The 17422-nt window shown below is 44.6% G+C and carries 18 protein-coding genes; 6 read left to right on the forward strand and 12 right to left on the reverse strand.

Features of this window, described 5'->3' with window-relative positions; genetic code table 11:
- Positions 1–63: 63 nt before the first annotated feature.
- Complete coding sequence (locus tag FTV30_RS07205) at positions 64–1407, reverse strand: dicarboxylate/amino acid:cation symporter (RefSeq protein ID WP_180001319.1); 1344 nt, start codon at positions 1405–1407, stop codon at positions 64–66.
- Positions 1408–1814: 407 nt separating this feature from the next.
- Between FTV30_RS07205 and FTV30_RS07210 the strand changes: the two genes are divergently transcribed.
- A complete protein-coding gene (locus FTV30_RS07210) occupies positions 1815–2816 on the forward strand; it encodes a glycosyl transferase family protein (protein ID WP_074383310.1) in 1002 nt (333 codons plus the stop codon).
- An 85-nt stretch (positions 2817–2901) separates the two neighbouring features.
- Here FTV30_RS07210 and FTV30_RS07215 read toward each other — a convergent pair whose 3' ends face one another.
- Both FTV30_RS07215 and FTV30_RS07220 read right to left on the reverse strand, forming a co-directional pair.
- Complete coding sequence (locus FTV30_RS07215) at positions 2902–3174, reverse strand: YeaC family protein (protein WP_005097466.1); 273 nt, start codon at positions 3172–3174, stop codon at positions 2902–2904.
- 3 nt (positions 3175–3177) lie between these two features.
- Positions 3178–4116 carry an NAD(+) kinase gene (locus FTV30_RS07220; protein WP_005097467.1) on the reverse strand — a complete coding sequence of 313 codons (939 nt, stop codon included), beginning with the start codon at positions 4114–4116 and terminating at the stop codon, positions 3178–3180.
- Positions 4117–4308: 192 nt separating this feature from the next.
- Here FTV30_RS07220 and mrcB point away from each other — a divergent pair, with 192 nt between their 5' ends.
- On the forward strand, positions 4309–6699 hold the full coding sequence (gene mrcB, locus FTV30_RS07225) for a penicillin-binding protein 1B (RefSeq protein WP_180001320.1): 2391 nt from the start codon (positions 4309–4311) through the stop codon (positions 6697–6699).
- A 14-nt stretch (positions 6700–6713) separates the two neighbouring features.
- Entirely contained in the window at positions 6714–7256 is a 543-nt protein-coding gene (locus tag FTV30_RS07230) for a hypothetical protein (protein WP_005170216.1), read from the forward strand.
- Between the two features lie 37 nt (positions 7257–7293).
- Here the strand turns inward: FTV30_RS07230 and FTV30_RS07235 are convergent, their stop codons facing one another.
- Positions 7294–8193: an NUDIX domain-containing protein gene (locus FTV30_RS07235; protein WP_180001321.1), complete on the reverse strand. Its 900-nt coding sequence runs from the start codon at positions 8191–8193 to the stop codon at positions 7294–7296.
- A gap of 138 nt (positions 8194–8331) precedes the next feature.
- Between FTV30_RS07235 and hemP the strand changes: the two genes are divergently transcribed.
- A complete protein-coding gene (gene hemP / locus FTV30_RS07240) occupies positions 8332–8502 on the forward strand; it encodes a hemin uptake protein HemP (RefSeq protein WP_004645578.1) in 171 nt (56 codons plus the stop codon).
- An 82-nt stretch (positions 8503–8584) separates the two neighbouring features.
- Here the strand turns inward: hemP and FTV30_RS07245 are convergent, their stop codons facing one another.
- From FTV30_RS07245 to FTV30_RS07260, 4 genes are all read right to left on the reverse strand, one after another.
- Positions 8585–9913 carry a HAMP domain-containing sensor histidine kinase gene (locus FTV30_RS07245; RefSeq protein ID WP_180001322.1) on the reverse strand — a complete coding sequence of 443 codons (1329 nt, stop codon included), beginning with the start codon at positions 9911–9913 and terminating at the stop codon, positions 8585–8587.
- Positions 9914–9915: 2 nt separating this feature from the next.
- Positions 9916–10581, reverse strand: a complete 666-nt coding sequence (locus tag FTV30_RS07250) for a response regulator transcription factor (protein WP_005170211.1) — start codon at positions 10579–10581, stop codon at positions 9916–9918.
- A 153-nt stretch (positions 10582–10734) separates the two neighbouring features.
- Entirely contained in the window at positions 10735–11112 is a 378-nt protein-coding gene (locus tag FTV30_RS07255) for a NirD/YgiW/YdeI family stress tolerance protein (protein ID WP_005097478.1), read from the reverse strand.
- A gap of 96 nt (positions 11113–11208) precedes the next feature.
- On the reverse strand, positions 11209–12966 hold the full coding sequence (locus tag FTV30_RS07260) for a GspE/PulE family protein (RefSeq protein WP_180001323.1): 1758 nt from the start codon (positions 12964–12966) through the stop codon (positions 11209–11211).
- A gap of 210 nt (positions 12967–13176) precedes the next feature.
- Between FTV30_RS07260 and FTV30_RS07265 the strand changes: the two genes are divergently transcribed.
- Positions 13177–14427 carry an MgtC/SapB family protein gene (locus FTV30_RS07265; RefSeq protein WP_180001324.1) on the forward strand — a complete coding sequence of 417 codons (1251 nt, stop codon included), beginning with the start codon at positions 13177–13179 and terminating at the stop codon, positions 14425–14427.
- 1 nt (position 14428) lies between these two features.
- Here FTV30_RS07265 and tsaA read toward each other — a convergent pair whose 3' ends face one another.
- Positions 14429–15148 (reverse strand): tRNA (N6-threonylcarbamoyladenosine(37)-N6)-methyltransferase TrmO, encoded by a 720-nt coding sequence (gene tsaA, locus FTV30_RS07270; protein WP_180001325.1) that lies wholly within the window; start codon positions 15146–15148, stop codon positions 14429–14431.
- Between the two features lie 105 nt (positions 15149–15253).
- Between tsaA and FTV30_RS07275 the strand changes: the two genes are divergently transcribed.
- A complete protein-coding gene (locus FTV30_RS07275) occupies positions 15254–16033 on the forward strand; it encodes a ferredoxin--NADP reductase (RefSeq protein WP_005097483.1) in 780 nt (259 codons plus the stop codon).
- 77 nt (positions 16034–16110) lie between these two features.
- On the opposite strand, the gene FTV30_RS07280 is transcribed toward FTV30_RS07275, so the two are convergent.
- The 3 genes from FTV30_RS07280 to FTV30_RS07290 form a co-directional block, all read right to left on the reverse strand.
- Complete coding sequence (locus FTV30_RS07280; protein ID WP_005097486.1) at positions 16111–16287, reverse strand: hypothetical protein; 177 nt, start codon at positions 16285–16287, stop codon at positions 16111–16113.
- Positions 16288–16305: 18 nt separating this feature from the next.
- On the reverse strand, positions 16306–16557 hold the full coding sequence (locus FTV30_RS07285) for a hypothetical protein (protein ID WP_180001326.1): 252 nt from the start codon (positions 16555–16557) through the stop codon (positions 16306–16308).
- 187 nt (positions 16558–16744) lie between these two features.
- Positions 16745–17368 (reverse strand): cation transporter, encoded by a 624-nt coding sequence (locus FTV30_RS07290; protein ID WP_180001327.1) that lies wholly within the window; start codon positions 17366–17368, stop codon positions 16745–16747.
- Positions 17369–17422: the final 54 nt, after the last annotated feature.

Raw genomic sequence — 17422 nt, forward strand, 5'->3', positions numbered from 1 at the left:
TTACTAACTTTGCAGTCAATAAAAAAGGAAGCCGAAGCTTCCTTTTTCTTTCAAACATTAGAATTAATGGGCTTTATTGCCTTCTTGCGCCATTTTTTCATCAATTTCTGATGGATTTGCCAATGCATAGTTCAGCTTGTCCATATCTAGCTGGCCCACCCATTTTGCAACAACCAAAGTCGCCAAAGAGTTACCCACCAGATTGGTCAAGGCACGCGCTTCAGACATGAAACGGTCAATACCGAGAATCAAGGCCAGACCTGCAACAGGAATATTACCCACAGCAGCCAAGGTTGCTGCCATCACAATAAAGCCAGAACCCGTGACACCTGCCGCACCTTTAGATGAAATCAACAGTACCAGAAGAAGGGTAATCTGATGAGACAAATCAAGTTGTGTATTGGTCGCCTGCGCAATAAAGATCGCAGCCATGGTCAAATAGATTGAAGTTCCATCTAGGTTAAATGAATAACCGGTTGGAATCACCAGACCTACCACTGATTTTTCAGCACCAGCAAGTTCCAGTTTTTTCAACATACGTGGCAATACTGATTCTGAAGAAGAAGTACCCAGTACAATCAGCAGTTCTTCACGGATCAGGCGAATCATCTTCATGATACTGAAACCCGCAAAACGCGCAATTGAACCCAGTACGATGAAAATAAACAGTACGCAGGTGATATAGAAACAAATGATCAACTGTGCCAGCTGAGCAAGCGAACCAATACCATATTTACCAATGGTAAAGGCCATCGCACCAAATGCACCGATTGGCGCCAGTTTCATCACCATGTTCACAATATTGAAGAATACATGTGAAATCTGGTCGATGAGTTTCAGGACTGGCTTGCCTTGATCACCCAGCTTATGCAGCGCGAAACCAAAAATGATCGCGAACAACAGAACCTGTAGAATTTCGCCTTCCGCAAATGCGCCTACCACCGTATTTGGAATGATATTCATCAGGAAGTCGATCGTCGACTGTGACTCACCTGTAGCGACATATTTGCTGATGCCCGTGGTATCCAGTGATGCAGGATCAACGTTCATGCCTACACCTGGCTTGACGATGTTAATCACCACCAGACCGATGACTAACGCAATCGTGGAGACGATTTCGAAGTAAAGTAAAGCAACACCACCAGTTTTACCCACTGATTTCATGCTTTCCATCCCCGCAATACCGCTGACCACGGTACAGAAAATCACCGGTGCGATGATCATTTTGATCAGGCGGATAAATGCATCACCCAGCGGTTTAAGCTGTTCACCCAAGCCAGGAACATACTGTTCTACACCATTGATAATTTGCGTACCACTCGGCGAGAAATGCCCGACCAGAATACCTGCAATAATGGCCACAATCACCTGAAAATACAGTGACTTATAAATCGGTTTTTTCGCCATAATAAATCTACTTGAACGATATCTGAAAATAAAAAGACCATTTTGAGAAATGCACTGATCTGTTCATCTGCTCTGAAGATGAACTGGATCAAATCTCAATAGGCTCAAGAGAATGTTCAAAATGAAAATCAGCCACGCATTCAATCTGACGCGCAGCATCAGACCAAAGTATTAAATGGGAGAAAGAGATTAAGAAAACTTAAACAAACTCTAAAAATTGTCTGAATTTTACTGAAAAATCCCATTAAATGTGCATAAAGTCTTATGCAATTGCCTGCTTTTTGCTCGCATTGAATTAGACATTAGTCGATAATCAGATTTAAATGCCTGTTTTCCGTATACTGAAAGCTTTGTTAATTTTAGACCCTCCTCATTGACCCCAATATTTGCTGCAAGCTGTATAAGTTATGAATACCAAAAGAAATATTTATAAAGATTTCGAACATCCCTTTGCCCAATATGTACGCATCGTGGGGAAAGGAAAAAATGGCGCCCGCTCCCTCAGCTATGATGAAGCCTATCAAGCCTTTAGCATGATTCTGAAAGATGAAGTGCTCGATGTGCAGCTAGGGGCGTTCTTGATGTTATTGCGGGTCAAAGAAGAGTCTGTAGATGAGTTAGCCGGTTTTGTTCAGGCCACACGCGACCAGCTTGACTTTAAGCAGCTGGATGTCGATCTGGACTGGTCCTCTTATGCAGGCAAGCGCAAGCATTATCCATGGTTTATTCTGGCAGCACTGACGTTGGCCAAGCATGGTTATACTATTGTGATGCATGGTGCCGCTGGTCATACCATGAACCGGGTTTATACCGAACAAGTGTTAACTTGCTTAGGCTATCCAATCTGTCAAAATGATGATGAAGTGGAGCAGCAATTACAGCAACGACATTTTGCCTATATCCCGTTAGAGGTGATTTCTCCGATTCTGGCAGATCTGATTGGCCTACGAAATGTAATGGGACTGCGCTCCCCGATTCATACGCTGGCTCGTTTAATTAACCCGTTTAATGCCAAAGCAACGCTGCAAGCAATTTTCCATCCGGCGTATCGGGGTTCGCACCAACAGGCGGCTTTCCGCTTAGGTTATAAAAATAGTGCGGTAATTAAAGGTGAAGGGGGCGAATTTGAGCGTAATCCGGATGCCAAAACTTTGATCTGCGGTATTAAAGATGGCGAACTGTACGAATATGAACTACCGAAACTGACTGACAATCGTAGTCCGGTTGAGGAAGAACTGGATCTGGCCTTATTTAAAGCAGTATGGGATGGTCAGCAAAGCCATGAATATGGCGAGATTGCGGTTACGGAAACCATGGGCATTGCGTTGTATAGCATGGGTGCATGTAAAAGCTATGAAGTTGCGATGCAAAAAGCCAAAGAATTATGGGTGAATCGTCACACCGTTTAAACTTTGAAATGTGTAGAAAAAAAGCATTGTTCCTTCATTGAACAATGCTTTTTTAAATATCTTTCGACTGACTCGACCTCAGTGCTTAGACAAAACGAATTGGCTTGAATTCCGGTTCATTCTTGTGATGATCATCATCACATTCCTCGCCTTCTTCTTTAGTACCGCGATCGATAAAACCGCTGCGCTCATTTTCAGGCAAGTTTTTCATTTCCCAGGCATAGACTGCCTGCATACAAGTCTGGCGTTGTTCCTGAGTTAGGGCTACACCATTTGGCCACTTTCCAATTTCAATTGCTGTTCTTAGGCGTTCAACAATCTCAGGATTGAGTACGGCAAGCATTTGTTCAATATTCATGATTTAATCCTGCTTAAAATAATCAAAGTCCTGATTCCACCCCAGTTTGGTTCGACAGGCATTATAAAAGTCATAGCCCGGTGGATGCAGAAGATTCAGTTTAAAGGGATGCTTGCGAATATGGACGCTATCGCCAACATTCAAAGACACACTGTGTTGTCCATCCGCACTGACCATCGGCAGTACGCGATTTTCACGAATCAGTAATTTAATTTCGCTGTGTCCACCGACCACAATCGGGCGTGAAGACAAGGTATGCGGATGCATCGGCACCAGCGCAATCGCATCCATACTCGGATGGACAATTGGCCCGCCCCCAGAAAGTGCATAAGCCGTAGAGCCGGTCGGCGTCGATACAATCAGGCCATCACTGTGCTGACGATAGACATACTGTCCGTCAATATTCAGTTCAAAATCGATCATATGCACCGATTTTCCTGAATGCAGTACCACATCGTTCAGTGCAATCGCATCGTAAATCACTTCGCCTTTGGAGCGAATTTCGACTTCGAGTAAAAAACGTCGCTCAGTCTGAAAATCACCTTTTAACACCTGATCCAACTTAAAGATGACTTCGGTTGGCTTAATGTCGGTTAAGAATCCCAGACGCCCCCGGTTAACGCCGATCACAGGAGTATTGTACTTGACCAGTGCGCGTGCTGCATGCAAAAGCGAACCATCCCCTCCTACCACAATGACCAGATCAACGACTTCACCAAGTAAAGCACGACTGACAGTTTGGGTATTGTTATATGGAACGAGTTCAGCTGTCGCTGCATCAAAAACAGGATGTAGGCCTAAATTCAGAAGATGATCATGAATAAGACATAAGGTTTCAACCACCGATGATTTATCAGGACGTCCTATTAACCCGATATTTCGAAAGGTTTTATGGGAAATTTGCACCAGTGTCGTCGCTCCGCTACGGATCTTGCATATCATAGCATTAAGCTATACCTGGATGATAATTTATAACAGGATGCTAGCTCGTCGCAAATTATTTGAAATATATTTGAATTAAGGAGAAATTGTGGGCTTTGATTTTAATTTTAAGCGCATTTATTGATTAAATATTGCAAAATGATTAAAAGCTTCGCATGATTAGCACAATTTCACAGGATCTTATAAGTATTTATGAAATCTGAACGTGGCATGGGGTTTTTTGCCTTAATTTTCTCGATTTTAGTCATTTCCATCTTTGTCGTATTTAGTATTTACCTGATTAAATTAGATAATATTGTACGCGAAAAATTTGAAGGTCAACGCTGGGATATTCCGGCGAAAGTTTTCGCACGTCCAATGGAAGTGTACGTCAATGCCCCAGTCAGTCAGCAGGATTTCCAACAAGAATTAAAATTACTCGGTTATAAAAACTCGGATAGTTATGCCAAGTCGGGCAATTTTGTCACTACGGGAAATACTTTATATGTACATACCCGTGGCTTTGATTTTGGTGATCGGGTTGAACCGGAACAAGTTCTGAAAGTGAGTTTTAATGCTAACCAAGTGACTGAGGTCAGCGCCACCAAGCCATCTTCTAGCGGTATTGCCCGACTGGAACCCTTATTGATTGGTGGAATTTATCCACAGCATAACGAAGACCGGGTACTGATCAAACTGAATAAAGTGCCTAAACCATTGATCGAAGCGCTCATCGCAACTGAAGACCGTAAATTCTATGAACACCATGGCGTATCTCCACGCGGTATTGCACGTGCTGTTGTCAGTAATATTACCGGTGGCAAACGTCAGGGTGGCTCGACTTTAACCCAGCAACTGGTGAAAAATTTCTATTTAACGCCTGAGCGTACCTTAAAGCGTAAAGTCAATGAAGCCTTTATGGCCATGCTGGTTGAATTACATTATGACAAGAATGAAATTCTGGAAGCTTATCTAAATGAAGTGAATCTCGGCCAAAATGGTAACTATTCAATTAATGGTTATGGCTTGGCTTCTCAGTTTTATTTTGGTCTGCCACTGCGTGAACTGAATATTTCCCAGCAGGCTTTTTTAGTCGGTCTGGTACAAGGCCCGAGTCTATATAACCCATGGCGTAATCCTGAAAGTGCGAAAAAACGCCGTGATATCGTCCTGAATAATATGCTGGTGATGGGCTATCTAAGCCAAGAACAATATGAAAAAGAAACCGCACGTCCATTGAACGTGATTTCAAAACCAACATTGGGCCCTGCACGTTTCCCGGACTTCCTGGATATTGTGCGTCGTCAATTACGCACTGACTATCAGGAAACTGACCTGACCAATCAGGGTCTGCGTATTTTCACCACGCTGGATCCTTTGGCTCAAACCCGAATTCAGGACAGTTTTAAGCAGACAGTCGCACGTTTAACCAAATCTAATCCGGGCCGTTTAAAAGACTTGCAGGGTGCAGTTTTGGTATCGCATCCGGAAAATGGTGAACTGGTTGCAGCAGTTGGCTCGACTCAAGATTTTACCGGCTTTAACCGTACAGTAGATGCCAAACGTCAGGTGGGTTCATTATTAAAGCCTGTGATTTACCTGAGTGCACTGGAATCAAATCGTTACCATTGGGCCAGTCCGATTGAAGACAGTGAAATTAGTGTACAAAGTGATGGTAAGACCTGGACGCCGAAAAACTACAGTGGCCGTGGACATGGTGTCGTACCGATGTCACAAACGCTGTCACAATCCTATAACCTGTCTACTGTACGTTTAGGACAAGAATTTGGTCTGTCTACCTTCATTAATCATCTGAAAAAATTTGGTGTCACTTCTGATATTCCATCCTATCCGTCTATTTATTTAGGCGCGGTGGATATGTCGCCAATGGAGGTGATGAATATTTATGGTAACTTCGCCACAGGTGGCTTTAAATATCCAACCAAGTCAATTCGTTCTGTGGTCGATGCCAATGGACGGATACTCGACCGTTATAGCTTAAGCGTACAACCGACCATTGACCCGGCTTCAGCCTATGCCCTGAATTATGGCCTGCAACAGGTCATGTCGAGTGGTACAGGCCGCGCAGCTTATAACAGTCTGCCGAGTAATCTGAATCTTGCAGGTAAATCAGGCACCACCAATGATAGCCGTGATTCATGGTTTGCCGGTTATTCAGGTAACTATATGACGGTGGTCTGGCTCGGTCTGGATGACAATAAAGTCACTGGCCTAACCGGTTCCTCGGGTGCTCTTCCGGTCTGGATCAATGTCATGAAACAGCTCCGCCAGAAACCTGTCAATCTGCCACAACCCAATGAAATTCAATGGCATTGGCTGGATCGTTATACCGGTCATTTATCTGCCCAAGGTTGTGAAGGTGCCATGTATATTCCGATTTCACGTCATGCCTTGCCAAATCAGGCCACCGCCTGCGGTATCTCCCAATATGTGACTGAACCTTACGATATCGATTCAGAACCTCAGTCATCTGATGCCGAACAGGACGATATCAGTCGTTATATACAAGAAAGTGAAACAGAAATAGAACGAGATCTCGCGAATGAAACCCGTATTATCTCGAGTGGAAGTTATAGCCATTAATTGAGTCTATGTTTATGTTACAAAAAATCATCCCTGGCCTGCTCATCCTCAGTTTGGTGGGCTGCCAAAGCTTTCCTGAGCCAGAGCCAGCTGCTCCAGCCAAACCTGCAACAGAAAAGCCTAAACCACAGACCCCAGACGGCGTCGTGATTACGCCTTATGACCGTCCTGAAATCAAACGCCAGAAAATTGTAATTCCTGAGCAAAAGCCTAAAAACCAGAAATTTGATGATGGCCGTAATCTGCCTGCTTTCAAGCGTCTTATGCAGCAAACCCAGCAGGCCTATGCCAAACAGCAATTTTCTCAAGCTGAAACCGCAGCTGTACAAGCCCAACGCCTGGCACCTCAAGCGCCTGAAACTTACCTGTATTTAGGTATGATCGCTAATCGTAAAAATCAAGCTACACGTGCAGATGCATTTGCCTTGCGTGGCTTGAGTTATGCACAATCGAATGCGATGAAGAAACAGCTTTGGCAGGTCCGTTTAAAAGCAGCACAACAGCAAAAAAATACCAAAGCAATTCAAAACGCCCAGCAGGCTTTAAAAGGACTTTAGTCTCTGTCTAAATGCTTACTAATGGAAAGCAGCTTACCTAGATATTGCGTATACCGGCAATACCGTAAGCATGCTGGCTCTGTGCATAGCTCAGATCTTCTGTTTTCAGCCCGCCCAAAGCGAAAACCGGAATCTGTACCTGTGCTGCCATCTGTTTAAATTGTTCCCAGCCTAGTGGCGAAGTATCCGGGTGCGTTTGTGTTGCAAGTACAGGACTGAGCAAAGCCGCTTCACAGCCCACCTGCTCAGCCTGCTGTAATGCCGCCAGATCATGACAGGCTGCAATATAACGATAACCTCGCATCAACTGGCCGGGTTGCACAGCCATTAATTGCGATTGTTTCAAGTGAATGCTTCGAATCGTTTGCCGCTGTAATTCATTGAGCTGTGACCAGAGTTCCTGATTAATCATGAGCTTGGAAAGCTGTTCAATCGGAAGCTGTTGTAATTGTATGACCCGTTCAGGTGTGATTTCAACGCGCCAATATAGCATCTGATCTGGATCAAGTTGATGTAAAATCGCCAGATCATCTGCGATCTTAATACGTTGTGGCCATTGCAGCTTTTGCAGCATGGACTGGTTGGCTTTGGGAAAATTCAGACTGCTCAGCTGTTCACGCGCATACCAGCTCCAGGGTGGTTGAATTCCTGACAATTGTGACTCAGACACTGACGCATGAAATATATGTAGGTTGACAATGACATCTTCATATTCATGACAGATAAAATCGAATGCATGCCACTGATCCAGATCAATCCCGACCTCTTCCTGCACTTCACGCCGACAGGCTTCGACAGGCTGCTCGCCCTGTTCAACTTTTCCGCCTGGAAATTCATATTTATTGCCCTGATGCTGCTTGGCTTCACGCCAGCCGACTAGAACCTGATTTTGATAAAATAAAAGCGCAATTGCGACATGAATCGTAGCTTTAGTCATGATGTACAGAACCGTTAAAGTTTTACAGATTGTAAGCAAATTAGAGTTTTTTATAAATTGCTCAATATTTCGTTGACAGACCTATTCGATAATGATTATCATTTAAATCAATCCAAAACACACCACGGAGTCGACGGAATGAACGCCCCATTTAGCCTATTTACTCGTAACAATGATACTCACCATGCCTTGCCAATGCTGCACTCCAACAATCTGTTTGCACTGGGTCGTGAAATCCGGATCATGCATGCCGGTGAAGAATACCGCTTGCGCCTGACCCGCAACAACCGTCTCATTCTGACCAAATAATTAAATCAGTTCTAATAATAACAAACGTGGGAAGCAGCAGTATGAATCAGCGCATACTGCTTTTTAGTTTTTTAATCTCTGATTAGGATTCATGTTTAAAACTCAATGATACTTTAAGCCCCCCCAAATCTGACGGCGCATAATCAATTTTAGCTGCATGCAGTGCCATAATTTTCTGGCAAATGGACAAGCCTAAACCTGAACCCTGAGTTCGCGTACCCAAAGCCCGATAAAACCGCTCTCCAAGATGTGCCAATACTTCCGGCGCTATTCCTGCTCCCGAATTTTCAATCAGCAAGCGCAGATCTCCTGCGGCATCAACATCTGTTTTTATCTCAATCCTACCTTGTTCTGGGCTATAGCGAATTGCATTATCCACCAAGTTACGAATGCAGCTAAAAATTAATTCTGCATTTGCCATGATCTGGCCATCGTCTATGCTCAGCTGCCATTTGATCTGTTTCTCTGCGGCAAAAGGCTGCAAGGCCTGTAATACCTCCTGAACAATCATTTTCAGATTTACGGCCTGTTGCGGCAACTGCTCTGCTTTTTCAGGATCCAGACGTGCCAATAAGAGTAAATTCTCCAGCACTTGCGTACCACGATTGACATCATTTTGAATCAGTTGCAGGGCTTGCGGCAACTGGGCATCATGCTGATATTGACGTTTCAATACCTGCAAACGCATCTGAATGGCAGAAAGCGGCGAGCGTAATTCATGCGATGCATCGGCAGTAAAGCGCTGTTCGGCCAGCAGTGATTTTTCCAGCCGATTCAGCATGGCATTTAACTGCTGCACAATTGGTTGCAATTCCGTGATTTCAGGATCTGGACTGCGGATCGGACTTAAATCTTCGGCCGACTTGGCGCCTATCGCTCTGGAAATATTGTTTAAAGGCCGTAATTGACGTTTCACCCCCACATGCAAAATCAGCCATTGCAATAACCAGAGCAGGAGTAAAATTCCGGCAAAGCTTAAGGTGGTTTGCCATAATTCATTAAAACGTACCGATAAAGGCTGCAGCACTTTGACCTGCAATCCTTCATCTTCCGCAATCAAAATCCGGATAAAACGGCCATTTTCATAGGCGAACTGAAAGCCACTTGGTTCATCTGCCTGTAGGCTGTTGAGCAAGTCATCCTCGATAGAGGTGGTCAAAACATCCTGATTGAGCAACAGCGCATATTGAATATCGAATTGCTCGCTGATTTCATCGACCTGATCGCCTTCGGCCTGTCTGACATCCCCAAGTAATAACTCGGCAATCTGTTCCATCAAATCGTCATGCAGCTGAATGGCTTGATAACTTGAAACCCCGAGTAACAGCAACCACGCCAACAATCCTGCCAGCATGGAGCTCAGCATGGTATTCTTGATCAGGCGAGTTTGCAGGGAGACTGGTGCAGACATATTTATGCCTCGGGTTTATGCATGCGATAACCCAAACCACGGATGGTTTTAATCATCTGGCTGCCAATTTTTTTACGTAACTGGTAAATAAACACTTCAATGGCATTACTTTCAATTTCATCCCCCCAGGCATATAGCGATTCTTCCAGTTGCTCGCGGGTAATGATATGTTCCGGCTGCTGCATCAGTTTATATAAAATCTGAAATTCTTTCGCGGTCAGACCAATTGCCTGACCAGCCTTATTCAGAGCCTTGGCCTGGGTGTCCAGACTTAAATCCTGCCATTTCAGAATATGATTTGGCGTTTTCTGTTTCAGTCTTAACTGCGCACGCACCCGGGCGGAAAGCTCTTCCAGGCTAAAAGGTTTGACCAGATAATCATTGGCACCAAGATCCAGTCCCTCAACCCGATCATCAATACTGTCCCGGGCGGTAATAAAAATTACCGGTGTATCTTTCTGTATGCTGCGCAGGCTTTTTAGAATATCGTCTCCCGTTGCATTGGGAAGTCCACGATCCAGTAACACGCAGTCATAGTGATGTTGTTCGATGGCCAAAATGGCATGATCGCCACGCTCGACCCAGTCAATCACATAGCCGTCCATTTCCAGCCAGGTCTGAATACTTTCTGCCTGAGACTGATCATCTTCTGCCAAAAGAATACGCATGCTGTGCTCCGCTTTGCCAATCTGTCTATCTTGCCCTGAAAAATGTCCAGACTCAAAAAAACCACATGCTTTTTTGTATGATTTGCATGTGGTTTTTTACAACCCTCGAATCCAGAGCAAGCTTCAGATTCAATTCAGCTGTTCATATTAAAATTAGAAACGAAGCTGCTCGACATCAATTTCAACGCGTTTTGCCGGTTTGTAATCAATATCCACTTCACCAATAATGGTCACTGGGGTTTTGGCGGAAATCGGTTTGCCCTGCCAAAGTTCATCATCAATTTCTACGGTGATGCTGCCGGTGCTGTCACGGAACTGATATTTTTCATCACCGACCGCTTTAACCACATAGCCTTTAAGCTGAACATTGCTATCATCTTTCATGCCCAAAGCCTGTTTAACGGTAGTGACTTGAGCAAAAGCGGCCTGATTTACCACGGGCTGATTCACAGTTTCGTTACTCGCTACAGCTGCTGTCGCGATTGAACCCATCAGGGTGGCTGCTAAAACGGTATTCATCATCATTTTCATTACATATACCTCTATGTGTATCTGTGCTTGGTTTCGATAATGCAATTAAAACAGCCGAAGATGAGCTGAATCTTAAGAAACCCTCATTTTCAAAAATTAATTTAAGGGCACCACTCTCAAGACTTCTTCCAGTGTGGTCATTCCTTCCATGACTTTACGTGCGCCGGCAATACGCAATGGTTCTACCCCTTCTTTTTTGGCCTGCTGGCGTAACTGGTTCAAATTGGCATCGGCCCCAATCAACTGCTTGGTTTCCAGACTCAGGGGCATAAATTCATAAATCCCGACACGACCTTTATAACCGGTGTGACGACATTCCTCGCAGCCTACTGCTTTAAAGACAAATTCCGGACGTGGTAGTGGATAATCTGCCGCCAGATGCTGCCATTCCTGTTCATTCAAGAAGCTTTCCTGCTTGCAATGCGGACACAGTTTACGCACCAGACGCTGGGCCAATACCCCGAGAATGGTGGCTGCGGTCAAAAATGGTTGTACGCCCAGATCATGCAAACGGGTCAGACTCGACGGCGCATCGTTGGTATGTAAGGTAGATAGCACCAGATGGCCGGTCAGTGCCGCCTGGATCGCCATATTGGCAGTATCCTGATCACGAATCTCACCGACCATGATAATGTCCGGATCCTGACGCATCAATGCGCGCACGCCATCAGCAAAACCGAGATCAATGCCATTATTGACCTGCATCTGGTTAAAGCTAGATTCCAGCATCTCGATCGGGTCTTCAATGGTACAGACGTTGACCTGTTCAGTCGCCAGCTGCTTCAAGGTTGAATAAAGCGTCGTAGTTTTACCGGAACCAGTTGGCCCTGTGACTAGAATAATGCCGTGACTATGACTGGTCAGCGTATTCCAGTCATTGAGCAGATGCCCTTCAAAACCGAGTTGCTGGAAACTTCTGACCAGTACTTCCGGATCGAAAATCCGCATTACCAGCTTTTCACCAAATGCCGTCGGCAAGGTCGATAGACGGAGTTCTGTTTCCTGTCCTTTCGGTGTCCGGGTTTTCAGGCGGCCATCCTGTGGTTTACGTTTTTCCGCCACATTCATCCGGCCCAGAATCTTGATTCGGGAAATTACCGCGGTCAATGTATTGGCCGGCATGTTGTAAATCGTATGCAGCACCCCATCGATTCGAAAGCGAATCTTGCCCGTACCTTTGCGCGGTTCCATGTGAATATCGCTGGCGCCCTGCTCAAAGGCAAATTGCAGCACCCAGTCCACCAGTTTGACAATATGCTGATCATTGGCATCCGGATTCTGTGAATCACCCAGTTGCAGCAAGGCTTCGACGCCCTTATTTTCCCGGTCATAGGCAGAGGATTTTTGTGAACCACTGACCGCACGACTGACCTGATAATATTCAGTAATATAACGTTGTAACTGTTCCGGATTCAGTAATACCCGTTGTATTTTTTTCGGGGAAATATTTTGCTCGAGATTCGACACCCATTCGGTTTTATAAGGCTGATCCGTGGCGATCAGAACTTTGTCTGCCTGAATTTCTACTGCCAGAATACGGTTACGTAATGCATATTCCTGTGACATGACATTGGTCAATGCCTGCACATCAGCTTTGAGCGGATCAATGATATAGAACATCAAGCCGGTTTTTTCTGCCAGCCATTGACATAAACGGTTCAGGGTGAGTGTCGTTTGAGAATGGGATTGATCGACCAGATGAAAATTGGCGATCCACTGCAAAGGATGCCATTTTAATTGTTCACGTTGCCGATGCGTCGTCTGTACCAGCATTCGGTCGCGTTCACTGATTTTACCGTCTTTAAAAAGTTGCTCTAAACACCATGCCGTATCAATTTCAAAGTCAAATTTCATTATTATCAGTCCCCAAACTTGCCTCCACTATAACAAGTTTTTGCAGTTTTTCGCATGCTCCCGACCTGTCGAATGTACGTTTCTATTTCAATCTCAAAAAGAAAGTAAATAATGAATTTAGATCGCCACTGCAACATTTTTGGTCTATGCAAACTCTATCTGGTCGCATATATTTTTAAATAATCAACTCTTAGCTTGCTGAGGTCACAGATGGATTTGACTGCGGTTCCCCTGCATGCGCATTCTTTTCATGAACTGCTCACGATACTCACCTCGGCATTGGGCTGCGGCCTGCTAATTGGTCTGGAGCGGGAACGGCATAAGCAACGCGAACAGCAACCAAGTTTTGCCGGCTTACGTTCCTTTGCGATCTGTGCTTTATTGGGCGCACTGTGTTTCCTGTTTGGAATCGTGATTGCTGTAATAGGTGCTTTGATCGTGGGTGGTATGGTCATTTTATCCATCAAAAATCAGCCAGATGACCCAGGCATTACCACAGGGCTTGCATTTGTGATGACCTATTTTATTGGCGCCATGTGTTTGTGGAATATTCCTCTGGCAGCCGGTCTTTCTGTGCTCTTAACCGGTATTTTGATGGCCAAACATACCATGCACAATATTGCCGGAAAATGGATCAAAGAAGCCGAGTTCAGGGATGGACTGTTATTACTGGCCTTGATTTTGATTGGTCTGCCGCTTACCCCTGACCGACCTTTTTGGGGCGAAGTGCTTAACCCTTATCTTATTTTAAAATTACTGACCTTAATTTTAGTGGTACAAGCTCTGGCGCATATTGCGAAACGCTTTTTTTCGACTAAAAATGCCCTGATGCTATCCTCCATCGCTTCCGGTTTTGTTTCCAGTACGGCGACCATCGCACAGTTGGGCTTACAGGTCCGTAAAGGTGAAATGGATGCACGATCGAATGCCGGTGCCGCGCTGATGTCCTGTATCTCGACCATTGTACTGCTATTGATTGTGGTTGGAGGGGTATCATGGAACTGGCTGAAAATCCTGCTTTTGCCCTCTTTAGTTGCCGTAATCCTTCTGGCAGCCTGTGCATTTTTATTATTGCGCAAGGCAAAACCTGCGCCGAGCATGGAATCATCAGACAGCCAGATGTTCAGCTTAAAAGAAGCTGTGATTATTGCAGTCACATTAACATTGATTCAGGCTGGAGTTTACGGACTGGAGGTCTGGCTCGGGGATGCCGGCCTACTGGTCGGGACCTTACTCGCCTCTCTGTTCGAGATTCATGCCGCAATGGCCAGTGTCGTCGTTCAAGGTGATCCCTCCAATCTCCGTTTGATTTACGCCCTGCTTTTAGGTCTAGGTGCTCATGCCCTGGCCAAGTCAGCCAATGCCGCTTTGACCGGTGGCTGGAAGTTTGTCCTTTATTTTGCGCCTGTGCAGATTTTGCATATGGCGGCGTTGATCGGCTTATTGTGGTGGAACCTATAATCTAGAAAGGAATATGCTGGATAGCAACAATTACCACTTGCTGAGCATAAATTTTGAAATGAATATCAACGTTTGCAAACCTCATCCCATATACCCGTTCTTCATCTTCCTGATACGCTGGTCTTGGATCTAAAGATAAGACAGCTTCTAGTTCCTGAATCGTCTGCACAGAAATTTTTCCATTTCCTAGTAATTGTTGCTTTTGCTGCTCCGCTTCATCACACCAGATGACGGTTTTACGTGATGGTTCATCCTGTGCATAACCGCTTTGTGCTTCGATGATAGCATCCGAATATTGAATATAAGGTTTGATATCCATAATTGGCGTGCCATCCAGCAAATCACTCCCCGTGACATACACCTGAACATGCTTGCCAACCTTTCTCACTTCTTTGAGTTTGACCACAGATAAACCAATCGGTGATGGACGATACATGCTGCGTGTAGCAAACACGCCTATTTTCTTGTTACCGCCCAAACGTGGCGGACGCACTTGTGGACGAAACTGGCTATTGTCCTGGTTTTTATTGTCATGAAATTGCCAGATCAGCCAAAGATGACTAAAAGCCTCAATTCCTTCAAATGCCAGCAAATCATTATAGGGGCCGACCATTTCGATATAACTTTCGACCTGCACCAGATTGGGCTGCCGTGGAATACCAAATTTTTCTTTGTAGGGTGATTGCATATAACCAATAATCGGCAACTTAATTTCAGTCATCATCACTTTTTTTGATAAGCTCAATTAAATATATTCAGTTTATAGAGAATGGATTTAGTTTAGAATAGCAAGTTGTTCTAATTTGATAACTTATTGAGACCTTTAATGGCTGCTTTTAACGTCGAAAAGATTACTCACGTCCACCACTGGAATGATACTTTATTCTCTTTTAAAACGACTCGTGACACTGCTTTACGTTTTAAAAACGGTCAGTTTGTAATGATCGGCCTTGAAGTCAATGGCAAGCCCTTAATGCGTGCATATTCAATTGCAAGTGCCAACTACGAAGAAGAGTTAGAGTTTTTCTCAATTAAAGTGCCGGATGGCCCACTGACTTCCATTCTACAAAAAGTAAAAGTCGGCGATGACATCCTGATTTCTAAAAAACCGACAGGTACTTTGGTGCTAGATGACCTGAACCCAGGCAAAAACTTGTATCTTCTGTCTTCAGGCACTGGCCTTGCACCATTCTTGGCGACCATCCGTGATCCTGAAACTTATGAACGTTTTGAAAAAATCATTATCGTGCATGGTACCCGTTTCATTTCTGAACTGGCTTATCAAGATTTAATTTTGAATGAAGTACCAAATCACGAATTCTTCTCTGAACTCGGCGCGAAAGAAAAATTGGTATACTACCCAACCGTAACCCGTGAAGAATATCCGAACCAAGGTCGCGTTACGACTGCAATTGAAACCGGCGAACTGTTTGAAAAAATTGGTCTGCCACGTTTTAACCCGGAAACGGATCGCGCTATGCTGTGTGGTAGCCCGGCCTTCCTCGACGATGTGGCTGCACTTCTAGACCAACACGGTCTAAAAGAGTCACCTAAAATGGGTGTTCTAGGCGATTACGTGATTGAACGTGCATTCGTGGAAAAATAAAATCTGATTTTAGATGATCAGAATTAAAAAACCGAAGCTTGAAGCTTCGGTTTTTTATTTGAATCGGAGTTAAAAAATTAACGATCACGACCTTCCTGATTGGCAGAACCTGAACAGCCTGCGCCACCACCAATGATAAAACCGCTTTCTGCCTTACATGAACCGATCATACGGCCATGCGAGTCAAATGTAGTCACTGTCGATGCACAGCCTGTTAATACCAGTGCCAGTGCAATAAGTGCTGATAATTTCATGATATTCCCCTGTATTCTTTATGGCTTTAAATTAATCTGGTTTTGACTTGGCAGTGCTGGCAACAAACCCGTCTTGGCATCCACGCTATTGTAATTCACACCCATCGCATTACCTGAACCACCACAATGCGCACTGGCAAGCGAAAGCAGACCGCGGGTTGCTTTACATGATCCAATCACCTGACCGGTGGCATCATAAGTGATGACCATAGAGCTACAGCCCGTCATCAGCACCATGGCCGCAAGTGAAAGTAGTTTTATGAAGTTCATTGCCCCCCCTCAAAAACAATAAAAATTAAATGGTTAAGTTATATTGCTATTCTATAAATTTCGCGGATGATTCTTTCTAAAATTAGTGGATTTGTAAAGCTTTATTTTTCATCTATTTAAAATATACAGGCCATAAAAAAGCTGCCCGTTAAGCAGCTTTTTTAGGATTAAACTTAAATATTCAGAATCAGGCTGACTCATGTCCTAATGCCCGTTCTGCCAGTGCCTGCTTCACAATCTGATAACCCGCAGTTAAACCAAGACTCGCCATAATCATCGCCACTATTATATCTGGCCACAGACTGCCTGTACCAAAAACCCCGACTGCTGCCAGAATCACGGCAGCATTGCCAATGGCATCATTTCGGCTACACAGCCAGACTGACCGCATATTGGAATCACCTTCACGAAAGGCATAGAGAATGACTACCGTAAATACATTTGCCAGCAATGCCAGTACGCCAATCAAGCCCATGGTCAGTGCCTCTGGCGGAATGCCTTGCAGATAGGCATAAATGACTTTGCCCATGATCACCAAGCCAAATAAGGCCATGGTCATTCCCTTGAGCAAGGCGACTGTTGCGCGCCAGTACAGACTTGCACCGATGACCGCCAAAGAGACGCCATAATTGACGGCATCACCAAAGAAGTCCAAGGCATCTGCCCACAAAGCCGATGAATGTGCATAGGCCCCACCAATCAGTTCTACCACAAATAAAGTCAGGTTCACCACCAAGGCAATCCATAACACCGTTCTAAACTTACTGTCAGGTTTGGGAGGGACAGGTTCATGACTACAGCTACAGGCCATGTTGATCTTCCATACTTTCGTTCAAAAAATGAGTTAAAATAATTAGAAACTATG

The organism is Acinetobacter sp. YH12255 (assembly GCF_013417355.1).
GTDB classification, from domain to species: Bacteria; Pseudomonadota; Gammaproteobacteria; order Pseudomonadales; family Moraxellaceae; genus Acinetobacter; species Acinetobacter pseudolwoffii.